Source organism: Sphingobacterium sp. NPDC055431 (genome assembly GCF_053644255.1).
In genome coordinates this window covers 45,685-72,499 of the sequence record NZ_JBSHLH010000020.1, presented here as the reverse complement: position 1 = coordinate 72,499, position 26,815 = coordinate 45,685, and the positions used below count along the sequence as shown (strand labels likewise).

22 protein-coding genes are annotated in these 26,815 nt (G+C 39.5%); 13 read left to right on the top strand and 9 right to left on the bottom strand.

Annotated elements, in window-relative coordinates:
* Positions 1-845 precede the first annotated feature (845 nt).
* Positions 846-2,105, bottom strand: coding sequence for a PQQ-dependent sugar dehydrogenase (locus ACWIB3_RS15780; protein ID WP_185218396.1), 1,260 nt, complete (start codon positions 2,103-2,105; stop codon positions 846-848).
* A 30-nt stretch (positions 2,106-2,135) separates the two neighbouring features.
* Positions 2,136-2,648 (bottom strand): YqgE/AlgH family protein, encoded by a 513-nt coding sequence (locus ACWIB3_RS15775; protein WP_237219560.1) that lies wholly within the window; start codon positions 2,646-2,648, stop codon positions 2,136-2,138.
* A gap of 186 nt (positions 2,649-2,834) precedes the next feature.
* Here ACWIB3_RS15775 and pdxH point away from each other — a divergent pair, with 186 nt between their 5' ends.
* From pdxH to ACWIB3_RS15760, 3 genes are read left to right on the top strand one after another with little or no spacing between them, the layout of a single operon-like run.
* Positions 2,835-3,488 (top strand): pyridoxamine 5'-phosphate oxidase, encoded by a 654-nt coding sequence (gene pdxH / locus ACWIB3_RS15770; protein ID WP_185213691.1) that lies wholly within the window; start codon positions 2,835-2,837, stop codon positions 3,486-3,488.
* A gap of 2 nt (positions 3,489-3,490) precedes the next feature.
* The gene (locus tag ACWIB3_RS15765; RefSeq protein ID WP_454292091.1) at positions 3,491-3,982 is read left to right on the top strand and encodes an NADH-quinone oxidoreductase subunit C; all 492 of its coding nucleotides are present in this window, start codon (positions 3,491-3,493) and stop codon (positions 3,980-3,982) included.
* Positions 3,983-3,984: 2 nt separating this feature from the next.
* Entirely contained in the window at positions 3,985-5,178 is a 1,194-nt protein-coding gene (locus tag ACWIB3_RS15760) for an NADH-quinone oxidoreductase subunit D (protein WP_185213693.1), read from the top strand.
* A 1,170-nt stretch (positions 5,179-6,348) separates the two neighbouring features.
* Here ACWIB3_RS15760 and ACWIB3_RS15755 read toward each other — a convergent pair.
* Together ACWIB3_RS15755 and ACWIB3_RS15750 are read right to left on the bottom strand one after the other, a co-directional pair.
* Entirely contained in the window at positions 6,349-6,666 is a 318-nt protein-coding gene (locus tag ACWIB3_RS15755; RefSeq protein ID WP_185218393.1) for a GNAT family N-acetyltransferase, read from the bottom strand.
* 105 nt (positions 6,667-6,771) lie between these two features.
* Positions 6,772-8,547, bottom strand: a complete 1,776-nt coding sequence (locus ACWIB3_RS15750) for an AMP-dependent synthetase/ligase (protein ID WP_454292090.1) — start codon at positions 8,545-8,547, stop codon at positions 6,772-6,774.
* A gap of 316 nt (positions 8,548-8,863) precedes the next feature.
* Between ACWIB3_RS15750 and ACWIB3_RS15745 the strand changes: the two genes are divergently transcribed.
* Entirely contained in the window at positions 8,864-10,636 is a 1,773-nt protein-coding gene (locus tag ACWIB3_RS15745; protein ID WP_454292089.1) for an aromatic amino acid hydroxylase, read from the top strand.
* On the opposite strand, the gene ACWIB3_RS15740 is transcribed toward ACWIB3_RS15745, so the two are convergent.
* Positions 10,622-11,518 carry a flavin reductase family protein gene (locus ACWIB3_RS15740; RefSeq protein WP_454292088.1) on the bottom strand — a complete coding sequence of 299 codons (897 nt, stop codon included), beginning with the start codon at positions 11,516-11,518 and terminating at the stop codon, positions 10,622-10,624. The genes ACWIB3_RS15745 and ACWIB3_RS15740 overlap by 15 nt on opposite strands.
* Positions 11,519-11,539: 21 nt before the next feature.
* Positions 11,540-12,523, bottom strand: coding sequence for a fumarylacetoacetate hydrolase family protein (locus ACWIB3_RS15735; protein WP_454292087.1), 984 nt, complete (start codon positions 12,521-12,523; stop codon positions 11,540-11,542).
* Positions 12,524-12,856: 333 nt separating this feature from the next.
* On the opposite strand from ACWIB3_RS15735, the gene ACWIB3_RS15730 reads away from it, so the two are divergent.
* The 4 genes from ACWIB3_RS15730 (at position 12,857) to ACWIB3_RS15715 (ending at position 16,829) form a co-directional block, all read left to right on the top strand.
* On the top strand, positions 12,857-14,014 hold the full coding sequence (locus ACWIB3_RS15730; RefSeq protein WP_454292086.1) for a homogentisate 1,2-dioxygenase: 1,158 nt from the start codon (positions 12,857-12,859) through the stop codon (positions 14,012-14,014).
* Positions 14,015-14,032: 18 nt separating this feature from the next.
* On the top strand, positions 14,033-15,160 hold the full coding sequence (gene hppD / locus ACWIB3_RS15725) for a 4-hydroxyphenylpyruvate dioxygenase (protein WP_214648506.1): 1,128 nt from the start codon (positions 14,033-14,035) through the stop codon (positions 15,158-15,160).
* 27 nt (positions 15,161-15,187) lie between these two features.
* Positions 15,188-16,417: a Glu/Leu/Phe/Val dehydrogenase dimerization domain-containing protein gene (locus tag ACWIB3_RS15720; protein WP_185213700.1), complete on the top strand. Its 1,230-nt coding sequence runs from the start codon at positions 15,188-15,190 to the stop codon at positions 16,415-16,417.
* 178 nt (positions 16,418-16,595) lie between these two features.
* Positions 16,596-16,829: a hypothetical protein gene (locus ACWIB3_RS15715; protein ID WP_454292085.1), complete on the top strand. Its 234-nt coding sequence runs from the start codon at positions 16,596-16,598 to the stop codon at positions 16,827-16,829.
* An 898-nt stretch (positions 16,830-17,727) separates the two neighbouring features.
* On the opposite strand, the gene ACWIB3_RS15710 is transcribed toward ACWIB3_RS15715, so the two are convergent.
* Positions 17,728-18,123 carry a (deoxy)nucleoside triphosphate pyrophosphohydrolase gene (locus ACWIB3_RS15710; RefSeq protein ID WP_454292084.1) on the bottom strand — a complete coding sequence of 132 codons (396 nt, stop codon included), beginning with the start codon at positions 18,121-18,123 and terminating at the stop codon, positions 17,728-17,730.
* A 166-nt stretch (positions 18,124-18,289) separates the two neighbouring features.
* Here ACWIB3_RS15710 and ACWIB3_RS15705 point away from each other — a divergent pair, with 166 nt between their 5' ends.
* The 5 genes from ACWIB3_RS15705 to ACWIB3_RS15685 all read left to right on the top strand — a co-directional run bounded on the left by ACWIB3_RS15705 (position 18,290) and on the right by ACWIB3_RS15685 (position 25,032).
* Entirely contained in the window at positions 18,290-20,890 is a 2,601-nt protein-coding gene (locus ACWIB3_RS15705; RefSeq protein WP_454292083.1) for a phosphatidylglycerol lysyltransferase domain-containing protein, read from the top strand.
* 249 nt (positions 20,891-21,139) lie between these two features.
* Positions 21,140-22,834, top strand: a complete 1,695-nt coding sequence (locus tag ACWIB3_RS15700; protein WP_454292082.1) for a helix-turn-helix domain-containing protein — start codon at positions 21,140-21,142, stop codon at positions 22,832-22,834.
* A 122-nt stretch (positions 22,835-22,956) separates the two neighbouring features.
* A complete protein-coding gene (locus tag ACWIB3_RS15695; RefSeq protein WP_185218384.1) occupies positions 22,957-23,754 on the top strand; it encodes a DUF695 domain-containing protein in 798 nt (265 codons plus the stop codon).
* A gap of 18 nt (positions 23,755-23,772) precedes the next feature.
* Positions 23,773-24,453: a hypothetical protein gene (locus tag ACWIB3_RS15690; protein ID WP_185218383.1), complete on the top strand. Its 681-nt coding sequence runs from the start codon at positions 23,773-23,775 to the stop codon at positions 24,451-24,453.
* Between the two features lie 3 nt (positions 24,454-24,456).
* Positions 24,457-25,032 carry a hypothetical protein gene (locus ACWIB3_RS15685; protein ID WP_185213707.1) on the top strand — a complete coding sequence of 192 codons (576 nt, stop codon included), beginning with the start codon at positions 24,457-24,459 and terminating at the stop codon, positions 25,030-25,032.
* A 167-nt stretch (positions 25,033-25,199) separates the two neighbouring features.
* On the opposite strand, the gene idi is transcribed toward ACWIB3_RS15685, so the two are convergent.
* Positions 25,200-25,724, bottom strand: a complete 525-nt coding sequence (idi, locus tag ACWIB3_RS15680) for an isopentenyl-diphosphate Delta-isomerase (protein WP_454292081.1) — start codon at positions 25,722-25,724, stop codon at positions 25,200-25,202.
* A 50-nt stretch (positions 25,725-25,774) separates the two neighbouring features.
* Positions 25,775-26,809: a threonine aldolase family protein gene (locus ACWIB3_RS15675; RefSeq protein WP_454292080.1), complete on the bottom strand. Its 1,035-nt coding sequence runs from the start codon at positions 26,807-26,809 to the stop codon at positions 25,775-25,777.
* Between the last annotated feature and the right edge of the window lie 6 nt (positions 26,810-26,815).

The window sequence follows — 26,815 nt, the reverse complement described above, 5'->3', positions numbered from 1 at the left end:
AAATTAATATTCAAATTAAAAAATGCTTATAATGAGTCTAATATGTTAATTTTATTTGAAAGTAATATGTTTTATTGTAAAATTTTACAAAATGAATGTTAATAATTTTAATTGGATACGGTTTTGATAAAATCCTGAGTTAATATCTTATTTGGCTGATCATAGGTTTACAGCATACTTTCCGAACAGATCCTTCGCTGATTCTGAACGCTTGGTGAAGAATCTGTGCGGTTTCCCTCTCACAGATCCTGTCATCCGAAGGTTAAGGAACTGCACGACAATTCCATTCTTAGCTTTCCTTGACTAATTCTGAGTTATTCGGAGACCCTTCCTATATACGAATGACAAGTTTGTTAGAACTGTGTTTCTAGCCTTCAGTTCCATATTTATTTATCCGAAGAATATTTCTAGCCGCCATACATCCCCAGCGGGGATAAATTATTTTAGCATGAACGATATTGTACAATATAGGAGTAGCGAAAAACTGATGTTCGATTAATTGAACATCAGTTTTTCGCTACATTTAGACTAACGTGCCATGTTTGCTAAAATAATGGAACCCCGAAGGGGTTCTATAACTCAAATTTCAATGGCCTAAATGTTTACGTGGAAAAAGATTGTCATCACCTTCCTTTAAATTTAGTCCAAATTTTTCAATCCGGATATATTCTTGTTTAATCCTCTCATCATTGCATCCTGGTTCATTCCATGATCTTGGTCCATCCTCCCATCCCGTACCCAGAGCGAAGCCGATGGGCATCCTGGTTCAAAAATAAAAAAAGGAGCACCCTTCAAGCGCCCCTCTTTATTATCCAAAAACACCTTTTTCAAGGCATTCTCTAATTTTACTTTTTGTCGATCTTAAATAATTTACCGCCATCAGTAACGCTGTACAATGCTCCATTTTTACCTTGGATAACATCTCTGAAACGTTCACCTTTATCCGCTAATAATCTTTCTTCGCCAACAACTTTGTTGTCCTTGATGACCAATCTAGCGATATGCGTACTGCTCAAGCCTCCGATGAATAGGTTGTTTTGCCATTCAGGAACATTCGAACCTGTGTAGAAGGTCATTCCACTAGGTGACAATACGGGGTCCCAATAATAAACTGGTTGCTCCATACCTTCCTTTTGTTGGATAGGAGGGTTACCGATTTGATCTCCTTTATATTCGATACCATAGGTAATCGTAGGCCAGCCATAGTTGTTTCCTGGTTTGACCAAGTTGATTTCATCACCTCCTCGAGGTCCAAATTCTGAGTCCCAAAGTTCTCCGGTAACAGGGTTGAATGCCAAACCTTGAACGTTTCTATGTCCATAACTGTAGATTTCTGGTTTTGCATCACCTTTGCCGGCAAAAGGATTTCCAGCCGCTGGTTTACCATCGGTTGTGATTCTTAAGATCTTACCTAGGGCAGAATTTAATTGCTGTGCTTGCGGACGAGTTTCAAGGTCTGAACGCTCTCCTGTAGACACAAATAGATTACCTTCTTTATCAAATAAGATACGGCCACCATAGTGCAGCTTACCGTTGTAGGTTGGCAAGGCTTGGTAGATCACTTTAGCGCCTTCAATGCTTTTTTCATCCTGTGATAATTTACCTTTGGCTACGGCAGTATGGTTGCCCCCTGAAACAGGTTCTGAAAAAGTCCAGTAAACCATTCTGTTGTTGGCAAAGTCAGGATCTAGGGTGATGCCCAATAAGCCGCCTTGACCTTGCGAATCTACTTTTGGAATACCTGTAATCGCTTCACCGATGGTTTTTGCATTCGGGTCGACGATACGCATGGTACCTTCTTTCTCAGTAATCAATAGTCTTCCATCTGGGAGCTCTGCAATTCCCCATGGAGTTTTTAGACCTTCAACAACCACCGCAGCTTCATAAGGTGAAGTAGTCTTTACGCCTGCAATTCGGGTTTGACCCTCAAATGCCGGTTTGTAATCTGTATTTCCTGGTTTTGTTTCAACAGGCGGGTATTTCGTCGTGTCCTGTACTACTGCGGTTGAATCCTGCGGTTCTGTACCGTTAGAATTCGCTCCTGAACAAGCCACGAACGCTGTAGTTGCTGCCAAAAACAATGCGTTAGAGAAGTGTTTCTTCATGTTGGTTGATTTATGTTTATTTGTTGTTTATCAATTGAATTCAGGTCTTTTCGGGAAATTTGCAACATGTGCATATTTCGGACCCATACTGATCAAGGCTTCTTTCCAAAGATTTTCGCCATCGGTAATAAAGGCCAGGTCTATATTAAATGAATTATGTACTGCCCAAGAGTTCTGTTTGATCTCTCCATCAAGTTGACCCGGACTCCATCCTGAATATCCTAGGAAAATCTTGACTTCTTCACTGCTGATCAAATTTTCGTTGATCAGATATTTTAAACGTTCAAAGTCACCACCCCAATAGAGGTCATCTACGATATGGGTGCCGCCTTCGATTTTCTCATGGGCCTTGTGGACAAAGAAAAGCGCATTTCCTTCCACTGGACCACCGAAGTATAAAGGTATTTCAGAATTGTCTACCTCTTCAAGGACATCCGATAGCATAAGCATGGAGCGATGGTTGAGGATCAATCCGACGGTTCCATCGTTTTCATCATGCTCGCACAACAAGATCACTGAGCGCTCAAAATTCTGATCCAGCATGAAGGGCTCAGATAAAATTAGACTGCCGCGTTTTGGGATATATTCGTTGAACATAACAGAATAGATGTGTTTATACCAAATTTATAGAATATCATTATTAATCCACTGTAAAATAGCAATAATTTTTCATTTCATTTTCTATAAAAAATGGATATTATGTTAAGTTTGTAGGAAATATCCTTTGCCATGTCCATTGAACATAAAGAAATTGCCGCCATTCGGGAAGACTATGTGAAAAGCAGTTTGAGCGAATCGGACGTACAGAAAAACCCTATCGAACAATTCCAAAAATGGTTTGATGAAGCCATGTCCTCGCAGGTCACTGAACCGACTGCCATGGTCGTTTCTACGGTCTCCGAAAATGGCTATCCCTCTTCCAGAGTTGTACTGTTAAAGGACATTAAAACGGAAGGCCTGAGTTTTTTTACCAACTACAACAGTAGGAAAGGACAAGAGATCATCCAGAACCCACATGTTTCGGCATTGTTTTTCTGGCCTGAATTGCAAAGACAGGTGCGCTTTGAAGCAGAGGTCGAAAAATTACCTAAAGCAGATTCTGACGAATACTTCTCCATTAGACCTAGAGGTAGCCAAATCGGTGCCATTGCTTCTCCTCAGAGTGCCATTATCCCTGATCGGGAAACTTTGGAAAAAAGAGTAGCGGAAGTGGAAAAGGAAATGGAAAATATTACAGAAGTCCCAAGACCGGAATTTTGGGGTGGTTTCCTGTTAAAACCTGTTCGGGTTGAGTTCTGGCAGGGAAGGGGAAGCAGACTCCATGACCGCATTGTCTATATAAAGGATGATGGCAATTGGACGATCAACCGTTTAGCGCCTTAATAATGATCCAAGAAATAAAAAAATACCTAGAGGAATACGTACATATCGATGCGGTACAGGATGTGCAGGAGCATGGGCTACAGCCTGCTCTTTTTATTGCACCTGAACATCTTAAAGAGGTTTGTCTTTTCCTCCGGGATAATGAAAACTGCTATTTTGATTTCCTGGCAAATATCTCGGCAGTAGATTATTTTCCGCAAGAATACTTTGAGCTGGTCTATAACCTAACTTCCATTCCCTTTCAAAAGCAACTTACGCTTAAAGTAAAACTAGATGCCGGAAGAGACCTGAATGAATTGCCAGAGATTCCTTCTGTGTCTGAAGTTTGGCGAACAGCGGATTGGCATGAACGCGAGGCCTATGACCTGATGGGTATTTTCTTTACAGGTCATCCTGATTTGAGACGCATCCTCATGCCTGAAGACTGGGTGGGGTATCCACTACGTAAAGATTATCAAGATCCTGAAACTTATCATAATATCCCGATCAAATAGTTATGAACGAAAGATACCTACAAGCTAATAAAAACTATCAGGATAAAATTAATACGGTTTCATCTCAGGAGATGGTAATCAACTTGGGCCCTCAACATCCATCTACCCATGGTGTTTTGAGGTTGGAGTTGATCACTGACGGTGAAATCGTTAAGGAAATCATTCCGCATATGGGCTACCTGCACCGTTGCTTTGATAAACATGCAGAGTCCATGAATTACGGAAAGACTATTCCCTTCACCGATCGTTTGGACTACTTAGCTTCCATGAACAATGCACATGCCTTTGTGATGGGGGTTGAGCGTATGCTTGGAATTCAAGATAAAATTCCCAAAAGAATTGAATATATCCGTGTCTTGGTCACCGAACTGAACCGTATTGCATCCCATTTGATTGCCATAGGGACCTATGGGATCGATATTGGAGCTTTTACACCTTTTATGTGGTGTTTCCGCGATCGGGAACATATCATGAATATGTTAGAATGGGCTTCCGGTTCCAGGATGCTCTATAATTATATCTGGGTTGGAGGTTTGTTCTATGATATCCCGGTCAACTTTGAAGAACGTTGCCTGGAATTTATCAATTACTTTAAACCGAAATTGGTCGAATTGGACGACCTATTGTCCAATAACCAGATTTTTATACAGCGGACGGCCAATATTGGCGTTCTGCCAGCTGATGTAGCCATCAATTATGGCTGTTCAGGACCTATGTTGCGCGGCTCAGGTATCAAATGGGACCTGAGAAGGGTGGATGGGTATTCCGTTTATCCGGAGTTGGATTTTGAGATCCCTGTAGGTAAAGGCGAAATGGGTGCAGTCGGAGACTGTTGGGATCGCTATAAGGTCAGGGTAGATGAGGTCAAAGAGTCTGTCAAGATTATTGAACAATGTTTGCCAAGATTGATGAGTGATTTCAAGAGAACACCTGACTTTGACCCTCGTGGCATGGTACCAAAGAAAGTAAACCTGAAAGCGCAGGAATATTATGTCCGTGCCGAAAACCCTAAGGGGGAACTAGGCTTCTATTTTGTCACGCAAGAGAAAACCGACATCCCTAAGCGAGTGAAGGCTAGAGGACCCAGCTTCAATAACCTTTCGGTATTGCCAGAGCTTGGTAAGGGAGTGCTCATCGCTGATCTGATAGCCATTTTAGGTTCCATCGATATTGTGCTTGGTGAAGTCGACCGCTAAAATAAAACCGCATAAAAACGCAAATATTATTAGGAATAATCTTTTTAATAACTATATTTGCTATCTCATAATTTAAGTTTATAATTGGTTAATAGTTAGGGGAGCAATTGCCAGATTGCTTCCCTTTCTTTTTTGTTTTACGCTAATTAAACGCTGTTTTCCTACTCGTTTTTTGACATATAATTTGGAACATAGGAGGCTTTGACAAATTTTGTCCCTGATTGGCAATTCTTTTGGTCTCATTCGAGACATATTCGGGATGCTTTGCGAATTTTGAAAATATGCCTCGAATGAGGTCGCTTTGAAATCGATAAAACCTCATGGAATTAAAAAACCGCAAACACGCATAAAACAGGAAGGCAAGGGGTGGGGAGTGTAAACCACACGGGGCTGGTATGGTTTTCAAAAGCTCTTCCTAAATATAGAAAATAGTTTACTCATCTTACGATTTCGGAATGTCCAAATTTTACCAAAAAACAAAAATAGATTCTTCGTTTTACTCTGAATCCCTCTTGAGCGCTTTGCGATTCTTCACGAATAGTGAAGAATCTGTACGGTTTTCCTCCCACCGACCCTGTCATCCTTGACCGAAGGTCAAGGAACTGTACGCCAATACCATGATGGTTGTCTTTGATTTTAAAAGTTCGCATTTATCCGAAATGATTCGTTCCTACCAATGACAAGTTTGTTAGATCCACGTTTATGGCAATCCAAACCCATGTTTATTTAGCAGAAGATATATCTAGCCGTCATACATCCCCAGCGGGGATGAATTATTTTAGCAATAGTATTGAACAATATAGGAGTTGCGAAAAACTGATGTTCGATTAATCGAACATCGTTTTTGCGCGACTTTCAGGCTAACGTACCATGCCAGCTAAAATAATGGAACCCCAAAAGGGGTTCTATATTTAAAAAATAAAAGAGCTAATTGATTTTCATTGCCAACAAGCTGTCATCACCTTCCAATAAATTTAGCCCAAATTTTTCTTCTCAGGATGACAGCGGAAAATGGAAAATTAATTGTTTTTTTGCCTATATGGGGCTGGCGTATGCGATACGACCCTACAAAACTTGATTTTTATTTATTCGGTAGGCATTCCGCCAATGATCTTGGTCCATCCGCCAATACCGAACATCCTGGTTCAAACCTTTCAGAATAACAATAAATTACAATTCATTGAACTTTGGAAACCTTGGTGATACCAATTCTTTCCATTCGGGATGTTTTTTGATGAATGCAAACACATACGGACAATAGGGAGAGACTGTTTTTCCAGCATCCTTGATGTGCTGCAATGTTTTTTCTACAATGGCAGCTGCGGCTCCGCTTCCTGCCAATTCAGAAGGAGCTTCGGTATGGATCAGGGCAACGGTACTGCTTGTTTCTTTGTAGTCAATGAAAGCTATATGGCCATCGACATCTAATTCAAATCTGCTTTTTTCTTCGTTCTTAATTAATGGGAGGTTGATAAATTTATCTTTCATACCGAATCAACAAAAATTTAAATGGATAGTTTGTAATCTTTGGTAAAATTAATCCTATCCATGTAAATCTTGATTGATGTATGTTAAGAAATAGTAACCATTTTATTAATCTGCCAAATGGTACAACTCCTCAAATTCCTTTTTGTATTTTTCCAAAATGACCTTACGTTTCATTTTAAGGGTAGGGGTCAGTTCTCCGTTTTCAATGGTGAACTCATCCGAGAGGATGATCGGTTTTTTGATCTGTTCCCAGTTCCCAAAATGTTGGTTGGCCATTTGAACTTCTTTATTGATTTTACGGACTACTTTTGTTTCAGTCAGGAACTGGTCTTTGGGCATTCCTTTTAATTCAGGAGCTTCATTTCGCGACCAATCTTGTAGGTGGGCATAGTTAGGCACAATAAAGGCAGAAGCAAACTTCTGACCATCACCGATCACCATTGCCTGTTCGATGTAATTGGATTCCAATAATTTCTTCTCGATAGGTTGTGGCACCACATACTTACCTCCAGAAATCTTGAACATCTCCTTTTTACGGTCGATGATTTTCAAGAAAACCTCATCTTCCCAAACGCCAATATCACCTGTATGCAACCAACCATCGATAATGGTTTTATCCGTTTCTTCCCTGTTCTTATAATAGCCTTGCATCACATTGGGACCTTTGACCAAGATCTCTCCATCATCCGCCAATTTAATTTCCACATATTTTACAGCTAATCCCACCGTTCCGATACGGATTCCTTTGAGATAATGGTTTACAGAGATCAAGGGGGAAGCTTCAGTCATGCCGTATCCTTCGTAGAGCGGGATTCCCGCAGCGAGGAATACTCGGGCAAGTTTGGCCTGTAGCGATGCACTTCCCGAAGCAACCGTTTTTAGCTCACCACCTAATGCTTGGTACCACTTATCTAGGACCAGTTTTTTTGCCAACTTTAGCTTGATGTTGTAGCCGAAACTCCTTTTTTCTGGATTTGGGTCGAATTGTTCAGCCACTTCAACAGCCCAGTCAAAGATCTTGCGCTTCATACCGGTCAGTTCCATACCTGTTTTCATGATCTTTTCGTAGACCTTCTCCAAGATCCTCGGAACGGCAGTCATGATATGAGGTTTTACTTCATTGATATTCTGACCGATTTTGTCCAAGGATTCGGCGATATGTACCGTGATCCCAATGTACAGATAGGTATAGATGACCATTCTTTCATAGGCATGGCAAGGTGGAAGGAAAGTCAATGCCCGGTCGTAGGCCTTACAAGGTGTAATCTCTCTTGCTGCTTCCACATTGGAAATAATGTTATGATGGGTCAACATGACCCCTTTTGGCTTTCCGGTGGTGCCTGAAGTATAGATTAGCGTAGCTAAGTCGGTATGTTTGATATTTGCTCTAAGTTCTTCAATTTTAGAATCGGGAATATGGGCACCAACGGTCCTCAATTCATCCCAATTGCGTACATTTTCATTTTTTTCAATGCAGAAAATATACTTTAGGGTATAGATAGAGTCATTTAGTTGGGTCAATCTATGGAATAAGCTTTTATTGCTAACGATGCAGAGCTTAATTTCAGCATCATTGAAAATGAACTGATAATCGGAATCACTGATATTTGGATAGATGGCAACGACAACAGCTCCGATCTGTTGGATAGCGAAATCGACAATATGCCATTCAATGCTACTATCTGCAATCAATCCAACTTTGTCGTTAGGTTTAACACCAAGTTCAAGCAATCCTTTGGAGATCGCGTTCACCTGTTCCAAGAATTCTACAGAAGTCAAGGTTTTCCATTCCCCCTCTTTTTTATGCGCGAACATATTGAGGTCCGGAAAAAGGTTTACCTGCCTTAAGGCAAGATCAAAAAGTCTAAGATTTTCCACCATAACATATAAAAGCCTGTCTTTCAAGTTTATCGACAGGAAGCTTAACCAAGATAACAGAAATGATGGTTAAGAAGTTTTGCAAAAGTATGAAATTGTTGCGTTTAGACTTAATAAATTTGGTTTTCGGTAGTGTAGTTCAGTTCATAATGGCCAGATTGCAAAAATAGTTTCTGAAAATTGTTGTAAATTGCTCATCCAAAGGAACCAATATAAACAGAAAAATAAACATCAGATTTAAGGGACATTCTAGAAGAGGAAGGTTTGGTCTATTGTTTATTTAGTTAAATTTTTTTATTTTCGTTTAAACTAATTTAGAATGAATAGCTACGATAATCCCGTCTTAGAGCGATTGCCCAAACATCTTCAAAGATATGTAGTCGAGCAAAATTATGATCGATACTCTGCCTTAGATCAGGCGATTTGGCGATATGTGATGCGGCAGAACTATGCCTACCTGAAGGACATTGCGTATTACCCTTATATACCCGGGTTGACCAAGGCTGGATTGACGATCGAACGTATCCCTAACTTGCAATCCATGAATGATAGCCTAAAGAAAATAGGCTGGGGGGCAGTAACGGTTGATGGATTTATACCGCCAGCAGCATTCATGGAATTCCAAGCACATTGTGTGTTGGTCATTGCAGCAGACATTAGACAGATTGAACATATTACCTATACACCAGCTCCAGATATTATTCATGAGTCTTCCGGTCATGCACCTATCATAGGTGAACCTGAATATGCCGCCTATTTACAGCATTTCGGTGAGGTTGGATCCAAAGCCATGAGTTCAGGTAAAGATTTTGAGCTGTATGAGGCTATCAGGGCCTTATCCATTGTCAAAGAAAGAGAAGATGCCACTGAAGAAGAAGTACAAGCAGCAACGGATCGTTTTGACGCCATTTTAAGTAATATGGGTGAGCCTTCAGAAATGGCTTTACTGAGCAGGTTGCATTGGTGGACGGTGGAATATGGATTGATCGGAACGGTAAAAGATCATAAAATATATGGCGCAGGTTTGCTTTCTTCCATTGGTGAAAGTGCAAGTTGTATGCAACCGGACGTCAAAAAACTGCCTTATGATATCGATACCCTCCAGTTTTCATATGATATTACCAAGCCGCAACCTCAATTATTTGTAACGCCTGATTTTAAACATGCTTACGAGGTACTGGATGAATTTTCAAAAACTATGGCTTTTCGTGTGGGGGGGCAGGAAGCGATGGAAAAAGCCATTGACAGCAGTAATACCTGCACGGTAGAGCTGAGTTCTGGTTTACAGGTTTCAGGAGTATTTACATCCATGTTTTTAGGGGAGGAACTGATTGCAATTAAAACTACAGGGCCAACCGCATTGGCTTATAAAAATCTGGAATTGAAAGGTCATGGAAAGCATTACCATAAAGATGGATTTAGTTCACCGATTGGATTATTGATAGGAAAGCGATTGCCATTGGAACAATGTAGAGCAGAAGATTTAGAGGGCCTAGGATTGATTGAAGGCATGCCAGGATCATTATATTTTAAATCTGGAATATTGGTATCTGGGAAAGTAAGATCCTTTGTGTTCAATGAAGATGGCTTGCTGCTGCTCGTTAGTTTTGAGGAATGTACGGTCGTCCATGAACCTACTGGTCAAGTTTTATTCCAGCCTGAATGGGGTATCTATGACATGGCTGTAGGAAGCTCGGTTAAATCTGTGTATGCAGGGGCTGCTGATAAATTTGCATTTGATCCTGATATCAATATTTCAGAAATTAAAACTGAAAAGCAAAATTGGACCGATGAACAAAAAGATCTCCATGCAATTTACGGGCAAATCAGGGAATTAAGAGAAGGGCAGGGAAAAGAAAGGGCCTTATCAGTATTGGTTCAAGAGCTGTTGGAAGGATTCCCTAACGATTGGTTAGCCATGGTCGAGCTCTATGAATTAGCGATCCACGAAGGGCAGATTGAATTAGAAGATAGTTTAAGGTTTATTTTAAAGGAAAAGGCCAGGAAAAACCCTGACCTTGAAAAGTTAATATCTGATGGAATAAGGCTTGCACAGACCCAACCAATTAATTTGGAATTAATGTACCAGTAGGACTTGCCAAGCTTTTTCTATTTGCTCTTCATCCAATAATCTGGCAGCATATCGCTGCAGCTCATTATTCAATTGGGTGTGGTCCTGCTCCCACATACTTTTTAAGGTATGGATCTGTTCATCCTCCAAGATGTCATTTTCAAATGATGGGATCTCTTCTATATTAGCGAGGAGACCTAATTGGTTTCCTGTCAATATAGAGGAATTTCGGATATGTTCTGGTAATTGATCTACTCCGATCCCTAATTTCCGTAGCGGTTTTGGAACCTCAAAAAGGTTTTCTTTCGTCACTCGGCAGTACCAGTCCCCACCCAATCGTGCCACAAGATCTAGGGCTGCTTGGTCCATTTGATCATTTTCGTCCAATAGGTAACTTTTTATATGCATATTGACCACTTCAGCAATAACTAAATTTCCTGTTCCTCCACCTTCTTGGATGGTGATAATCTCTCTGACCTTACACTCCAATTGGACTGGTGATTCAGCTACCCTAGGTGGTTTGACCAATCCTGAGGGTAAAGCGGTAAATCCAGATTTGTCAAACTCATTGATTTCTTTTGCGTACTCCGTACTGGCTAAGGACTGCTGTTGTACCATATCATAATTTACGATATTGATAACGACTTCAGGAACTTCACGGATATTTTCCAAGGTGTGTTTATCTTTTCCGTCACGGACCCGGGTAAGCGGTGAAAACACACAAATGGGCGGGTTCTGGGACATGAAATTGAAATAGCTGAATGGGCTTAGATTTACATTTCCTGCTTTATCTATGGTTGAGGCAAAGCAAATCGGCCTTGGCGCCACTGCGTATTTTATTAAGCTATCGAAAACTGATCCGTGGGTTTCTTGGTTGAATGTCTTTGTTTCGTTGAACTGCATATATATCGTATTAATTATTGATTATTCAGAAAGGTCTTCTTGGTAGATGATGTTTTCAAGTTTCCCCAAACCTGTTACCTCCATACTGATTCTATCATTTGGTTGGATCCAGATTTCTTGATAAGCTTGGTCCTTACGCTTTCCAGTACCGTTAATTTCTAATAGGCACCCCGTTCCAACCGTTCCAGAACCTATAATATCACCAGGAAAGAGGGTCACGCCATAAGATGCCCGTTCGATAATTTCAGCAAAGGTCCAGTTCATGCTGGCAAGGCTACCTTCAGAAACCAGCCGGTCATTGATCCAACATTTCATTTTAAGGTCATAGGCATTTCCTGTATGCCCTGGCAAAGGTGCTGTTCTATATTGCTCCAGTTCATCGAGGGTAACCAGATAAGGACCAAAGGTACTGGCGAAATCTTTTCCTTTTGCTGGTCCCAGATTGAGCTTCATTTCCTGCATCTGCAAATTTCTGGCACTGAGGTCATTTAAGATGGTGAAACCAGCTATATATTGATCAGCATCGGATGCTTTGATATTTCTACCCTTTTTAAGGATGACAATGGCCACCTCCAATTCAAAGTCCATTTTTTCAAAATGGCGGGGCATGCAATATACAGGTCCAGGACCTTGAATGGCTTGGTGATTGGAAAAGTAGAACACGGGAAATTGGTCGAATTCGGGTATCATTTCCAATCCACGGTTCAGACGGGAAGTTTCTACATGTTGTCTAAATGCATAGGCATCACGAAAGGAAGTTGGATTGGGAAGGGGGGCATTCATGGTAATTTCAGAAAAACTTACGCCCTCATTTTGAAAATCTTTTATCTTTTTGAATTCTTGTAGCTCCTTTTTTGCTAAATCAAGTCCTTCTTGCCCGAGCTGAAGCAATGCTAAGCAGGAATTGGGAAGTTTGTTAGATATCATATGGCTAGGAAAAACGAGGTTTTCAATAACAAAACCAAGCTGTTCTTTGCCATTTTCCAAGTATGTTACAATTTTCATAATGATTTTTTGAATACTCTGCTTATTTATTTATAAAGGTTATAATTTTTCTGTGACGGAAAATTAAATTTCATAATACCATATTTATTTTCCCAATCTTTATGTAAATATAAAATTATAAAGGGTATATTTGAAATAATACATACCAATATGAACATAAGCAACATAAAGCCAAAAAACCTCCCAAAAGGTTTAATGCCCTATATCAAGGCATTGATAGCTGATGTTGTTTTCGCGCAGTACTAATACCAAATTTAATTCTTTTTCAAAGTGATATCTAGCCAGAGGCTATGTAATTCAATCATATTATAATCATTTTTTAAACTTATTATTATGCCACTTTATCATCAGTTGGGTAAGATTCCCCCAAAAAGACATACAGTTTTCAGAAAAGACAATGGAGAATTGTTTTCTGAGGAACTAGTATCCACCCATGGGTTTTCAAGTGTTTATTCCTTGGTGTATCATTGCTATCCACCGACCATTGTCAAGGAGATTAGGGAGCCTTATGATGTGAACCCTAAAATTGCCCGGGACAAGCATTTGAAACATACCAGCTTGAGAGGATTTCAGGTCAAACCTAAGGCCGATTTTTTAGAGAGTAGGACCCCAGTTCTGGTCAACTCCGATCTACATATTTCTTTAGCTGCTCCACAGAAATCTATGGACAGTTATTTTTACAAGAACTCCCAAGCAGACGAGGTAATCTTTATCCATGAAGGTTCTGGAACCTTGAAAACGGGCTACGGCGAGATTCCATTTGCTTACGGTGATTATTTAGTGATTCCTAGAGGGGTAATCTACCAGATTGATTTTGATACTGATAAAAATCGACTGTTTATCGTTGAATCCTTTGAACCTATTCGAACTCCAAAACGATATAGAAATGAATTTGGGCAATTGATGGAGCATTCCCCATTTTGTGAAAGAGATATCCGCAGGCCACAGAACCTGAAAACATTTGATGAAAAGGGAGATTTCGAAATCAAGATCAAGAAACAAGGATTGATTTATCCTTATATCTACGGGACACATCCTTTTGATTTTGTAGGTTGGGATGGCTACCATTATCCATGGGCCTTTTCCATTCATGATTTCATGCCGATTACCGGGATGTTGCATCAACCCCCTCCAGTCCATCAGACCTTCGAAACAAATTCCTTTGTTTTATGCAGTTTCTGCCCTAGGATGTACGATTATCATCCTGATTCCATTCCTGCGCCATATAACCATAGCAATGTAGATTCCGATGAGGTCCTCTATTATGTAGATGGAGATTTCATGAGCAGAAAATCTGTAGAACGCGGACAGATTACCTTACACCCTGGTGGAATTCCGCATGGACCACATCCTGGAACAGTGGAAAAAAGTATTGGTCAGACCAAAACAGAAGAACTCGCTGTAATGATCGATCCTTTTAGGCCTTTGATGTTAACAGAGGAAGCCTTGGAAATTGAAGATCAGGACTATTATAAATCATGGATAAACTAACCAATCAATAAAAATATTATGACACAAACATTCGCAGAGAAGATAGCAAAGGCTCAGGATTTTTTGCCTATCAATGGAACGGATTATATTGAATTTTATGTGGGTAATGCCAAGCAAGCGGCCCATTTCTATAAAACGGCATTCGGATTTCAATCGGAGGCCTACGCAGGTCCCGAAACTGGAGTTAGGGATAGAGCATCTTATGTATTGAAGCAGAACAAGATCCGCATTATCCTGACTACCGCCTTGAAATCCGATAGCCCTATTTCTGAACATGTTAAAAAGCATGGGGACGGTGTGAAGATATTGGCATTATGGGTTGATGATGCTGAAAAATCACTGCAAGAAACGAAAAAACGTGGTGCGAAGGTTTATCAGGAATTGGAGGTCAAGGAAGATGAATTCGGAGAAGTACGGACAGCTGGAATCTATACCTATGGGGAAACGGTACACATGTTTGTTGAACGGAAGAACTATTCAGGACCATTTATGCCGGGGTATGTCAAGTGGGAGAGCGATTATAATCCTGAAGAAACTGGCTTATTATATGTAGACCATTGTGTTGGAAATGTGGGCTGGGACCGTATGAATGAAACCGTGGAATGGTACCAGGATGTTATGGGATTTGTAAACATCCTTTCTTTTGATGACAAACAGATCAATACAGAATATTCTGCATTGATGAGTAAAGTCATGAGCAATGGAAATGGTTATGTGAAATTTCCGATCAATGAACCTGCAGAAGGGAAGAAGAAATCCCAGATCGAAGAATACTTAGAGTTTTATGAGGGCGAAGGTGTTCAGCATGCTGCCTTGGCAACGCATGATATAATGAAAACGGTAAAAGCATTAAAGGAACGAGGTGTTGAGTTTTTAGGAGCTCCACCGGAGGCCTATTATGATATGCTTTCAGAAAGGGTAGGCGAAATTGATGAGGAGATCAAGGCTATCCAAGATTTAGGGATATTGGTTGACCGTGATGAAGAGGGCTATTTGTTGCAGATCTTTACCAAGCCGGTGGAGGATCGCCCGACCTTGTTCTTTGAAATCATTCAGCGTAAAGGGGCCCAAAGCTTTGGGGCTGGAAATTTTAAGGCGCTGTTTGAGGCGATTGAAAGAGAACAAGAAAAAAGAGGTAACCTATAAGATTTCAATTTAATGAACCTATTGATTATGAAAGAATTATTGCAGGAGTTTGAGCAGAAACAGCCTGAGATTGTTTTTGAATGGAAAGATACTGAAACTGAAGCAGAAGGCTGGGTTGTGATCAATTCCTTGAGAGGTGGAGCAGCCGGAGGTGGTACAAGGATGCGTTCGGGATTGGACAGGAATGAAGTTGAATCCTTGGCAAAGACAATGGAAGTGAAGTTCACGGTTTCTGGACCTGCAATTGGAGGGGCAAAATCAGGGATTAATTTTGATCCTGCAGACCCAAGAAAACATGGTGTATTGGAACGCTGGTTTAAAGTGGTAACTCCTCTGTTGAAGAATTATTATGGCACTGGCGGTGATCTGAACGTGGATGAAATCCATGATGTCATTCCATTGACGGAGCAATTTGGCTTATGGCATCCTCAAGAGGGTGTCCTGAATGGTCATTTTGATATTCGGGAGAATGGACGTATCCATCAGATTGGGCAATTGAGATATGGAGTTTCCAAGGTATTGGAAGACTCACACTATAGCCCTGACCTGAAAAGGAAATTTAAGGTTGCTGATATGATTACGGGTTTCGGCGTAGCAGAATCGGTTAGCCATTATTATGATTTATTTGAGGGTCATGTTTCTGGAAAAAGGGCCATCATCCAAGGTTGGGGCAACGTAGCAGCTTCTGCTGCATTTTATCTGAGCAAAAAAGGAGTGAAAGTTGTTGGTATCATCGATCGGGTAGGAGGTTTGATCAAAGAAGAGGGCTTTTCCGAAGAGGAAATTCAATCTTTGTTATTATCCCGAAACGGAAATTCACTTTTTGCCGAAGATATGATTCCATTTGAGGAGGTCAATTCCAAAATCTGGGGTATTCCTGCTGAAATCTTTATCCCTGCGGCAGCTTCAAGATTGGTTTCTAAGGAACAGATCCAGCAGATGATCGATAACGGCCTGGAGGTAATTGCTTCTGGCGCCAATGTTCCTTTTGCAGATCGTGAGATTTTTTATGGCCCTGTAATGGAATATGCCGATCAACATGTTGCAGTGATCCCAGACTTTGTTGCCAATTGTGGCATGGCAAGGGTCTTTGCCTACCTGATGCAGCCTAATATTGAGATCAGCGATGACTCCCTGTTTCAGGATGTTTCAGATGTTATCCGAAAAGCATTGGAGCAGATCCATAGCTATAACCCTGAAACTAAAATAAACATTTCCTCAAGAGCTTATGAATTAGCCTTGAGGCAATTGCTATAGTTGATGAATAGTAAATAATAGTCGGCCAGCAAAGTGTTTTTGCTGGCTTTTTTGTTTTTTGATTGATTTTGCGGGGCCATTTTTTTGAGAGAATAGGCGGTTTTATTAAATATCCGTTGGCAAATTGTAGAGAATATAAATAAGTAATGATCTATGAAAAAGAAATTATAACGTTGGTTTGAACCAGGATGGAAGGGATAAGAGGATGGACCAAGAACTGGGAATGAACCAGGATGAAATGGATAAGAGGATGGACCAAGAACTGGAAAAGAACCAGGATGAAACGGATAAGAGGATGGACCAAGAACTGGATATGAACCAGGATAGGGATCGGCTCCGCTCACCCAACGGATGGACCATGATTTTGATTAACTTGACACTGGAAAGTCCCCAATGCTGTAGGGGCGAATAGCATTCGCCCGCCGCATATATTCCAATAATTATTTACCCAAATGGGTGAATACCACCATTTCTCATTGCTGCAAATTTTCTAAAATACGCTTCGGCCAATTTATGATGGCTTTTCGCAGCAGCCACAACACATGAAAAGAATGTCTTGATGTCGAGGAAGCCGATCCCAACGCTCCAGGCAACGGCATTCTTTCCATTTTTCCGCCAATTGAAATGAGCCAGTAGCTAATGGGCTTCCTTCGGAAGAATGGTTGTTTGTTTTGTGAATCCCCAGAGGGGGTGGAATCTTTGTAGAAATTGGATGTGTGTAATGGCCAACCCACAGTGTGGGTGAAATGTTTTTCAGTAGTTCTTGTTAAAGAAAGAAAACGGTTCGTTCGCTGTGCTCACGATGACAGCGATCCTAAAAAACAAAAAATAGATTCTTCGTTTCACTCTGAATCCCTCTTTAGCGAATTTTGATTCTGAACGATCAGTGAAGAATCTGTACGGTTCTCTACTACTAAGGCATGTCATGCTGCACCGAAGGTCCAGGAACTTTCCGCCAGCCAATGCAATCTTTATTGATTTATTATTAGATAATGTTTGTAATGGTCCGAGATGTTTCGTGCCTCAACATGACAGTAAGGCAAAAAGTGCAGGAGCAGTACGCTAATTCAATCTTATTTGTATGGTTCCGAGATCTTTCCTTCGTCAGGACGACAGGAAGGGGGGAAACGGAAGGTGCAGGAACTGTACGCCGATGCAATCCCCAATATCTTAATCGAAAAGGTCTGTAATATTCCGAGATCCTTCCTTCGTCAGGACGACAGGAAGGGGAAACCGAAGGTGCAGGAGCAGTACGCCAATGCAATCTTTATTGATTTGTTAATTTTTTTCTGGGTATTTGCCTTAGGAGATTACACCTCTTCCCTTCGTGTCCTGATATATTCTTCAATAATAGGGAGGTCGGCATTTGCCCAATCGAAACGGAACAATTCAGTTCTATCAACCCAGATTACCTGTTCATGTTCATTGGCTTTCAGTTTGCCACTTTTAATGGAACAAATAAAAGGGTAAAGGGTTAAAGAGAAGTCGGGATAATGGTATTCTACTCTTGTGAGGGGTTCATGGATCTGTATGTTCAGATTGATCTCTTCTAAAACTTCCCTAACCAGGCATTCTTCCAGGGTTTCACCTTCTTCCAATTTTCCTCCTGGAAACTCCCATTTTAGAGGCAATTTCATTTTTGCGGATCGCTGACAGATCAATATCTGTTGATCTTTTTCTATTAAGGCACAAGCAACATGTATCATCAGAGTAAATATACTAAAATGAGACGGAAAGCATACACATTTTAGGGAAAGTCCTTTAAAGAATTTTAAAGAAAAGAATAGTTTATAATTAGATTATAAAATTTTAACTAATTGTAAACATGAGCTGATTAGATTTATAGAAATTATCGCATTGTTTTTTTATAGTATGCCAAAAAGAATAGTTGTAAACCTTAAGAATATAAGTCCCCTACGATACTGGAAGGAGCTTTTGGGAATTCTCATTATTTTATTGGCCTTCGTTTTCTTTCGGGATCAGCGGAAGGAAATAGAACAGATCATGCCGCTTTTACAAAATTGTAATATCTATTGGGTAATAGCTGGTGTTTTACTGACTTTATTTTTTATTCTGATGGAAGGCTATATGTATGTGGCCAGTTTTAGAGCGATGAGCCTCAAGATCAGTATCAAAGTTGCCTTGGAACTTTTCTTGAAAAGGAATCTTTTGAGTGTTTTTTTGCCAGCCGGAGGAATCTCTTCTTTGGCTTATAATACCACTCAATTGAGAAGGATGAACCTCAATAAGACCCAAATCCACCAGACCAGCATCCTTTATGGATATCTTGCCTTGTTTTCGGTCTTTTTACTTGCTATTCCAATTTTGTTATATAGCCTATGGAAGAGTGATCAGGTCGGCAATTTGCTGGTCCCCTTCCTCATATTGGCTTTAATTTTAGCTGTTTCATTTTATGTTTTTTATTGCATTAGGTATAGAACGAGGCTTTATCAACTTTTAGAAAGAAGGTTTCCGAATACCGTTATTCAGATTTCAAATCTGTTTTCAAGTGAAGTGGACAAAAGGTACCTGTTTTTATCCTTGTTCTTTTCTGTTCTGGTCGAATTTTGTGGGATCTTCCATATTTTGATAGCCATGAAAGCCTTAGGCTTGCCACTTTCTTTTGAAGCGGCGATTTTAGGCTATATCATTTCAACTTTATTGATGATTGTATCGCCATTTTTGCGAGGATTAGGAGCTGTTGAGCTTTCCATGTTTTTAATTTTTAAGAAATTTGGATATAGCCAAGAAGCAGGTCTCGGAATTACCCTGCTGTATAGGGTTTTTGAGTTTTGGTTGCCGCTCTTGTTTGGATTTATTTCCTTTTCCATGAAAGGGGCACAATTGATAACCCGAATTGGTCCTTCAGTGATGATTTTCTTGTTGGGGATTCTCAATATCATATCGGTCTTATTACCTCCAATTGCTGATAGGTTACATTTAGAAAAGTTTTACTTTCCTGCAGAGACCTTGTCAATTTCTAAACTTCTCGTTTTAATTATTGGAATTGGCCTATTGGTGAGTTCCACCTATTTGTTAAAGGGTTATAGGACGGCGTATTGGTTTGCTAGTATATTCTGTATTTTATCGTTGTTTGGTCACTTGATGAAGGGCATTGACTATGAGGAGTCCATTGTTGCGGCAATTACATTGCTCTTTTTGATCTATAATCGAAAAGAATACCGCATTCAGGCCAATATCTATTGGGTCCGGATCGGGATATTATCCTTTCTGGTTTCATTTCTGGCGGTTCTGTTTTTTGAAACCATTAGCTTTTATATTATTGATAAAAGGCATTTTGGGATAGACTTTAGCTGGAAGGAATCTTTTTTATATGCCTTGAATGGTTTTTTATTGTTTTCCGATGCTGGCTTGGAACCAAAGACAAATTTTGGCCGGGAGTTTCTCCATATCATCCATGTTCTGGGTTTTGCATGTTGGATCTTGTTTTTCTATACGATCCTCCAATCGAAGAAGTATATAGCAAAGGACCATGGGCAGGATGAGAAAGCGATGGCTAAAATGCTTTTGGATAAGTTTGGTAATTCATCCTTGGATTATTTTAAGATCTCCAAGGAAAAGGAGCTTTATTTTTCGGATTTGGCTTTGGGTTTTGTTTCCTATCGGGTTGCCAATAAATATGCTGTAGTATTGGACGAGCCAGTCTGTCATTGGACAGATAAGGTAAATATCATCCAGGAATTTGATCAGTACTGCCGTAAGCAGGGGCTAAAGAGCATTTACTTTAGGGTTTCAGAAGATAATTTGTTCAATTTCCAGTATCTGCGAAAGAAGAAATTGCTTATTGGAATTGAAGGGATCATAGATGTATCTCAATTTAATTTAAATGGGAAATCAAGGAAGTCCCTTCGAAACGGATTGAACTTTTTGGAGAAGAATGGCTACCATGCATTGATCCATCATGCGCCACACAGCGAGAAGTTTATCACTGAATTAAGATCGGTATCAGATGAATGGTTATTAGGAAATAATCGGAGCGAGGTGATCTTTTCGCAAGGGCAGTTTGACAATGAGACCTTACGTTCATTAGATATGATCTGTATTCATGATAAAGATGGAAATGTAGTTTCCTTTTTAAACATCGTTCCAGATTATGCAATGGATGAATGCACTTATGACCTGTTTCGGAAAAAAATGGATGCTCCAAGTGCCTGTATGGACGGATTGATCGTTAAGCTTATTGAATATGCCAAGTCACAGGATTATCGATATATTAATTTGGGAATGGTGCCTTTGGTAGGGATTGAAGAGCCAGATACTGCTGCAGAGCATATCATGCATTTCGTTTCGAATACTTTTCCACGATACCGTAAATACAAGAATCAAAAGGACTTTAAGGATAAATATTCCAATAAATGGGAGAAAAGATACCTTCTTTTTGACCATGACTTTGATCTATTGCAATTACCGGCAGTCATGAAGAAAGTAATGAGCATAAAGCAATGTTCCTGATCAGTGTAAAAATGGAATTTTAATTAAATGTCCAAACATCTAATTAAAATTTTAAAAATAGCATCTATTTGATGGTATGCTACGTCATAATTGGTAAAAAAAATTATATTTACGTAAATGCCCGAATAGTTACCATTGTTCTTCGTAAATAAATTAATTCAAGGCATCTATATCTATGATTATTTAACTGAGGTTCAGTGCATGAGAAAGAAAATTTCAATATTTTATTGGATTGTTTTTATAAGCTTAATGTTTCATGGTTTTGTTACAAAAGGTCAGGACAAAACAGATAGTTTGGTTAATTATTCTCATGATGAATTATTGGATAAAGCTTACCTAACCCGTTCCACGGTTTATTTAGAATATTTAGAGAAAAAGAAGTTGACTACCGATCAACAGAAGGAAGTCTACACTTGGTTTTTTTATCTTATGGCCGGGAATGGTGACTTGGATGGTACCTTAAAATATCTAAATAAGCTTGATTCCATTTCTGTTGCAACAAAAGATCCGGTGAATCAATTTGTTGCAAAAATGGGGATTGCCGAGGTGTATTATAAGAAGTCTGATTATGCAAAAAGTAAAGAAGCATTTTTGCAGGCCCAAAAATTCATAGATGATTATCCTCCTGGCATCGAACGTGTACTGGCCAATGCGGAGTACAATTACTTCTACTATCTGAGTGGGAACTTTGATGTATATAACCATGAATTGGAAAAACTGATAGGGGAACTCCAAAAGTTGAAAAGTGACCGTTTGCCCGAAGAGGAAAAAAGCTTTCATTTAAATGCAATCGCCACTCTTTCCGTGAACTTAGCATGTGGCTATATCCTGAAAGAAGATTTCAGTAATGCTGAAAAGAACCTGAAGTTGGTAGAAGATATCTATTCTGAAAACTTTAAGGGAGATACCACCACTACCTTTGTCCATGAGATCTTGGTAAAAGGTAAATACCATTTCTTTAAAAAGGAATTTGATCAGGCCATTCCATTTTTTAAAGAAGTGATAGATATCAATGAACGAAAGGATTTCAAGGAATATGCCTACATGGCGAAAGTCTTTCTGGGCATGATCTATTATCAATTGGAAGATTATCAAACTTCTCTTAATTACTTGGAAGATGCCATCCAAAACCACATGCTTGTCGCTGATTACATCAAATATGAAATGGAATCCTATAGATATGCCTATTTGGCGAGCAAACAGCTGGGGGATACAGAGAAATCGCTGATGTATTCAGGCCTGTTTATGGAGCAAGATCAAGCGCTAAATGATAATAAAAGGTCCAATTTCATCAATACATTTATCAATAATCTGGAGGTTGGCAAATTGCAGAAAGATATATCTGCAAAAGACAGCACCAATTTTATGTTGAGGTATATCCTTTTTGGATTAGCTGTTCTGATTGCAGGTTTGGCCATTATCTTGGTTTACCAAATGAAGGAAAACAAGAAGAACAAACAAAAGATTTCTGATTACCTGGAACAGCTAAATAAAGATAAAAAGAATAAGGATGAGGTTGCCAACCGAAAAAAGGAAACCGTTGATCAAGAGCCAAATGCTAGCTCCCAGACCAAGGAGATGGATGAAAAAACTAGCAGAATATTGGACAAGCTAGAGGATTTTGAGGAAGGAGAACTATTTGTTGACAGCAAAATGAGTTTGGCGTTTTTAGCGAGTTATCTAGAAACAAATACCATCACCCTTTCTAAAATAATCAATACCTATAAAGAAATGAATTTCAATGATTATATCAACGGTCTGAGGATCCGATATATAATTGAAAGAATCAAGAACGAACCAAAATTTGAGCAGTACAAGATTTCATATTTGGCAGAGGTCAGTGGATTCTCATCCCATAGTATATTCAGTAAAGCGTTTAAAAAAAGTACTGGAGTTACTCCATCCCAATTTTTGGACTATCTGAAAGAAGAACCCAATAAATAGCGTTTTTCAGCTGTTTCTATCTGTTTCATTTATATAAATTCGACAACCCTTCACTCGGACAAGTAAAAACAGGAGCTTACTTTTGGGTAATTCACCATGGATTGATTTATCTAAAGGAAAGCATGTTCAAATCATTATTCAGGAAAAAGATTCAGGTACCTAGTCATGATGAAAATTGGCAGGTTTATTTTTCTAGGATCAATAACCAGGTTACCTCTGTCATCGTAGATATCAATGTAGCTGAAATTGCCCCTATAAATTCCTTGTCGGAAGTTTTTTATCTGATTATCCCATTTGACTATGCCAATGAGGAAGGCTTGCCTACCATAGAAAGTTATAAGCTAATCAATGAAGTTGAAGATAAGATTTCGGATTTGATCGTACGGTATGGAGAGAATATGTTGCATGTCTCAACCTTGACCATGAATTCAGAACGATTACAGATGTATTATTGTCATAAGGTAGAAAATAGCAAAGCCTTTCTTTCACAATTAGACAAGGATTTTGGTGAAAAATTAACCTATCAAATTGACCATAGACATGATCCCAATTGGAGTGATTATTTCAATTTGGCGTATCCATTGCCATTCCAGATGGAAATGATCAAGAACAGAATTGTGCTGAGGCAGTTGACCGAAGCAGGGGATGACCTTAAAGAGTCCAGGAATGTCCATCATTACCTAGATTTCAGGGAAGAAAAGGATATGGATGAGTTTCTCCAATTTGCGGAAAGCGAACGCTTTGTTCTCTTTTTGAAAGAGAAACGGGATGAATTATGGAAATTAGGGATATCCAGGCAAGACTATGTAAGCTATGAACAGATTGACGAATTATGTCTTCCGATATGGGAGAAAGCTAAATCCTTCAATGGAATCTATAGTGGCTGGGAATCAGAGGTAATCAGAACAAAAAATCAATAAGAACTAGACGCAACATATATGTTTATTTATTTTAAGAAAATTGAAGAGGCGAGTTTTTCAGCGGATCATTTGCAAAATCCTGTGAATCCGGGAAATCAAATGATTTTGGTGTTTTATAGATCATATTTTTCTACCGCATTCTATACTGGTTATTCCAAGAATGCTGCTCCTAGTTATTATGATCGTGTAACCGATAAGTTTATCCCAAAGCGGAAATGGTCCGATGGGATGAAAAGCTATGTAAAGGAATGTGAACCACATATACGTCAGGCCCCCTTCCGACTGAAGCCAACGATTTTTGGTTATATCTTTATTCTAGCTTTTATTGGATTTTTTGCTTATTTAGTATATGATACGGTGAAGCCGAATCCATACCAGCAAGAGCGAGTTTCCAAGTTATCCGAACCTATGCATGGCGGAGATTTGTATTTTGGCAGGTTTACGGAAAAGAACCCGGGTACAGGCGCTCCAAAAAGTTCGGGTTTTAGTTGGTTTAAGGTAATGGATGCAGGTGAAGGAAGCTTGTTGATAGCTAAAGGAAGGGAAAAAAGTACTACTGCTAAAACTTCTATGGAAATGAATAGTACGGATTTTGACACGGAGACTGTGCCAATGAAATTAATAGGACAGGAAAGCTATCAAATCGACCTGGTTTCTGAAGACGGTAGTTTAGAAGTTAGTTTGACCGAGAAAAAATAATATATGGGAATAAAAGAGGGTATAACTGCAAAAAAGGTGATCAAGATATTTATTATTTGCATTATTGTTGGCTTCTTTCTGTTTGTACTTGCTATAATTCAGACCGTTAAGACCAAGTCTACCAACATCAGTAAAAAAGCACCATATAAGGAGGTTTTGGGCAAGGAATTGGTAACAAATAGACCAGTGCGATTGTTTATGGAGCAAACCCCTACAAAAAAGGATTATCCTTATGCGATGTCTGATACCAATCAAACTTCTTGGAAGTCCTATACAGCTATGTTGCAAGCCGAAGAACCTGTCATCAAACTGAGCGATTCGGTTGAGGCCAATGCCAAGTTAGTTTTTGATAAAGCTGTCATGTATACCAATGGGGTTTCTGGTTCATCTTATCCCAGACTGTTTGGGACCTTGACGAGTTCAGATGGAAAAACCTATAAGGTTGAATTTCGTTGGGGTGAATATGATTACAATTATCCCTGGAAAGTCAGTCAAAAAGGCTATTTATTTGAATTGGCTCCTTGGCAAAATGAAAAAGATACAGCCCACTATTATTTGCCAAATGCAGAATGGTGGTAGGTTAGGAGATTTAAGACATAAGACACAAGAGCTTTAGTAATCTAATGCCTTTTATCCAAAAGGCTGATTAGATGAATTAAAGAGAATCGAACAGAATCTTGCTATTATTCAGAGTTGGAAGTGAGAAAATAGAAGGTTTACACTTCTGAGGTCTTATGTCTATGGTCTTATTTCTCTAATAAATGTTTAATCTTAGGGAATATCAGTTTAAACCAGAAGGTATAGTCTTGTGGGTTTTTCTTGAGGTCATTTTCGATTTGAGCAACACTGCTATATTTTAGAGCTTGAACTTCATCTTGATTTGGGTTTGGGATATCCTCATTGAAATTACCGATGAAGATGTGGTCAAATTCATTTTCCCAAAGGCCATTTTCTAGGTGTTCTTCATAGCTCAGCTGGAAAACCTCTTTGATGTCTATGTGGATTCCCAGTTCTTCAAAAGTTCGTCTCTTGGCAGCTTCTATTGTTGTCTCATTAGGTCGAGGATGTCCGCAGCAGCTGTTGGTCCATAGTCCGGGGCTGTGGTATTTTGAATCCGCACGTTGTTGTAATATCAGATTACCTTGATCGTCCAAAAGGAATACAGAGAAAGCACGATGTTTTCGGTTTTGAAGGTGAGCCTCTTGTTTTTCCATTTGGCCAATTTCATTGTCCTGTTGATCTACCAATATCACAAATTCTTCTACAGTCATAGTCTAGATTTAGGGTATTCTCCTAAAATAAGGAATTATGGCTATTTAACCTAAAAAGCCTGAGGAAGATCTGCGATAAACTGATCTATGACTGATTCAGCTGTTGCCCAGGAGGTCACTATCCGTACCACGGCCTTATCACTATTTAACTTCTGCCAAACATAGAATTCATATTTTTTATGGAGTTCTTTTATGGCGGAATATGGAAGGATAGGGAAGATTTGGTTGCTAACGGGTTTGCTAGAGAATTCAAAGCCTCTGGATTGGAATGCATCAGCTATTTTAGCGGCCATTTGGTTGGCATGTTTTCCTAGGTCAAAAAACAGGTTGTCTTCAAACAGTGCGTAGAATTGTGCCCCTAAGATTCGACCTTTAGCCATTAGAGCTCCTTTTTGCTTGATATAGTAATCGAAACCATGAGCGAGTTCTTTGTTTTTGAATACAATGGCTTCACCTAATAATCCAGCATTTTTTGTTGCCCCGATGTAGAATACATCTGCAAGAATTGCTAAATCTTCGATGTTCAGGTCAGCATAGGCTGAAGTCAGTGCAGTAGCCAGCCTAGCACCGTCTACAAATAATATCAATCCATTTGATTTACAGAATGAGGAGATTTCTACCAATTCTGCTTTGCTGTAGATGCTTCCGATTTCTGTGCACTGCGAAATATAGACCATAGCAGGTTTGACCATATGGTTGTCGGTATGGTAATCTAGGGCAGCTTGTATTCCCGGAATGGAAATTTTACCATCTTTGTTGGGGATACAATTGATTTTGTGTCCTGTATTTTCAATGGCACCAGTTTCATGGACCTCAATATGTCCGGTATCGGCAGCAATCACGGATTCGTATGGTTTAAGGAGATGGCTAATGACCAGCATGTTTGCTTGGGTACCTCCAGAAACAAAATAGATCTCAGCATCTGGATTGTTGATTCTTTTTTTGATGAAAGATTTTGCTTTTAGGCTGAGGTTATCTTCCCCATAACCGGCTTCCTGATCAAGATTGGTTTGGGATAGAAGGTTTAATATATTGGGGTGAGCACCCTCACTATAATCGTTTTTGAAGCTTATTTTAGATTGCATGTGTAA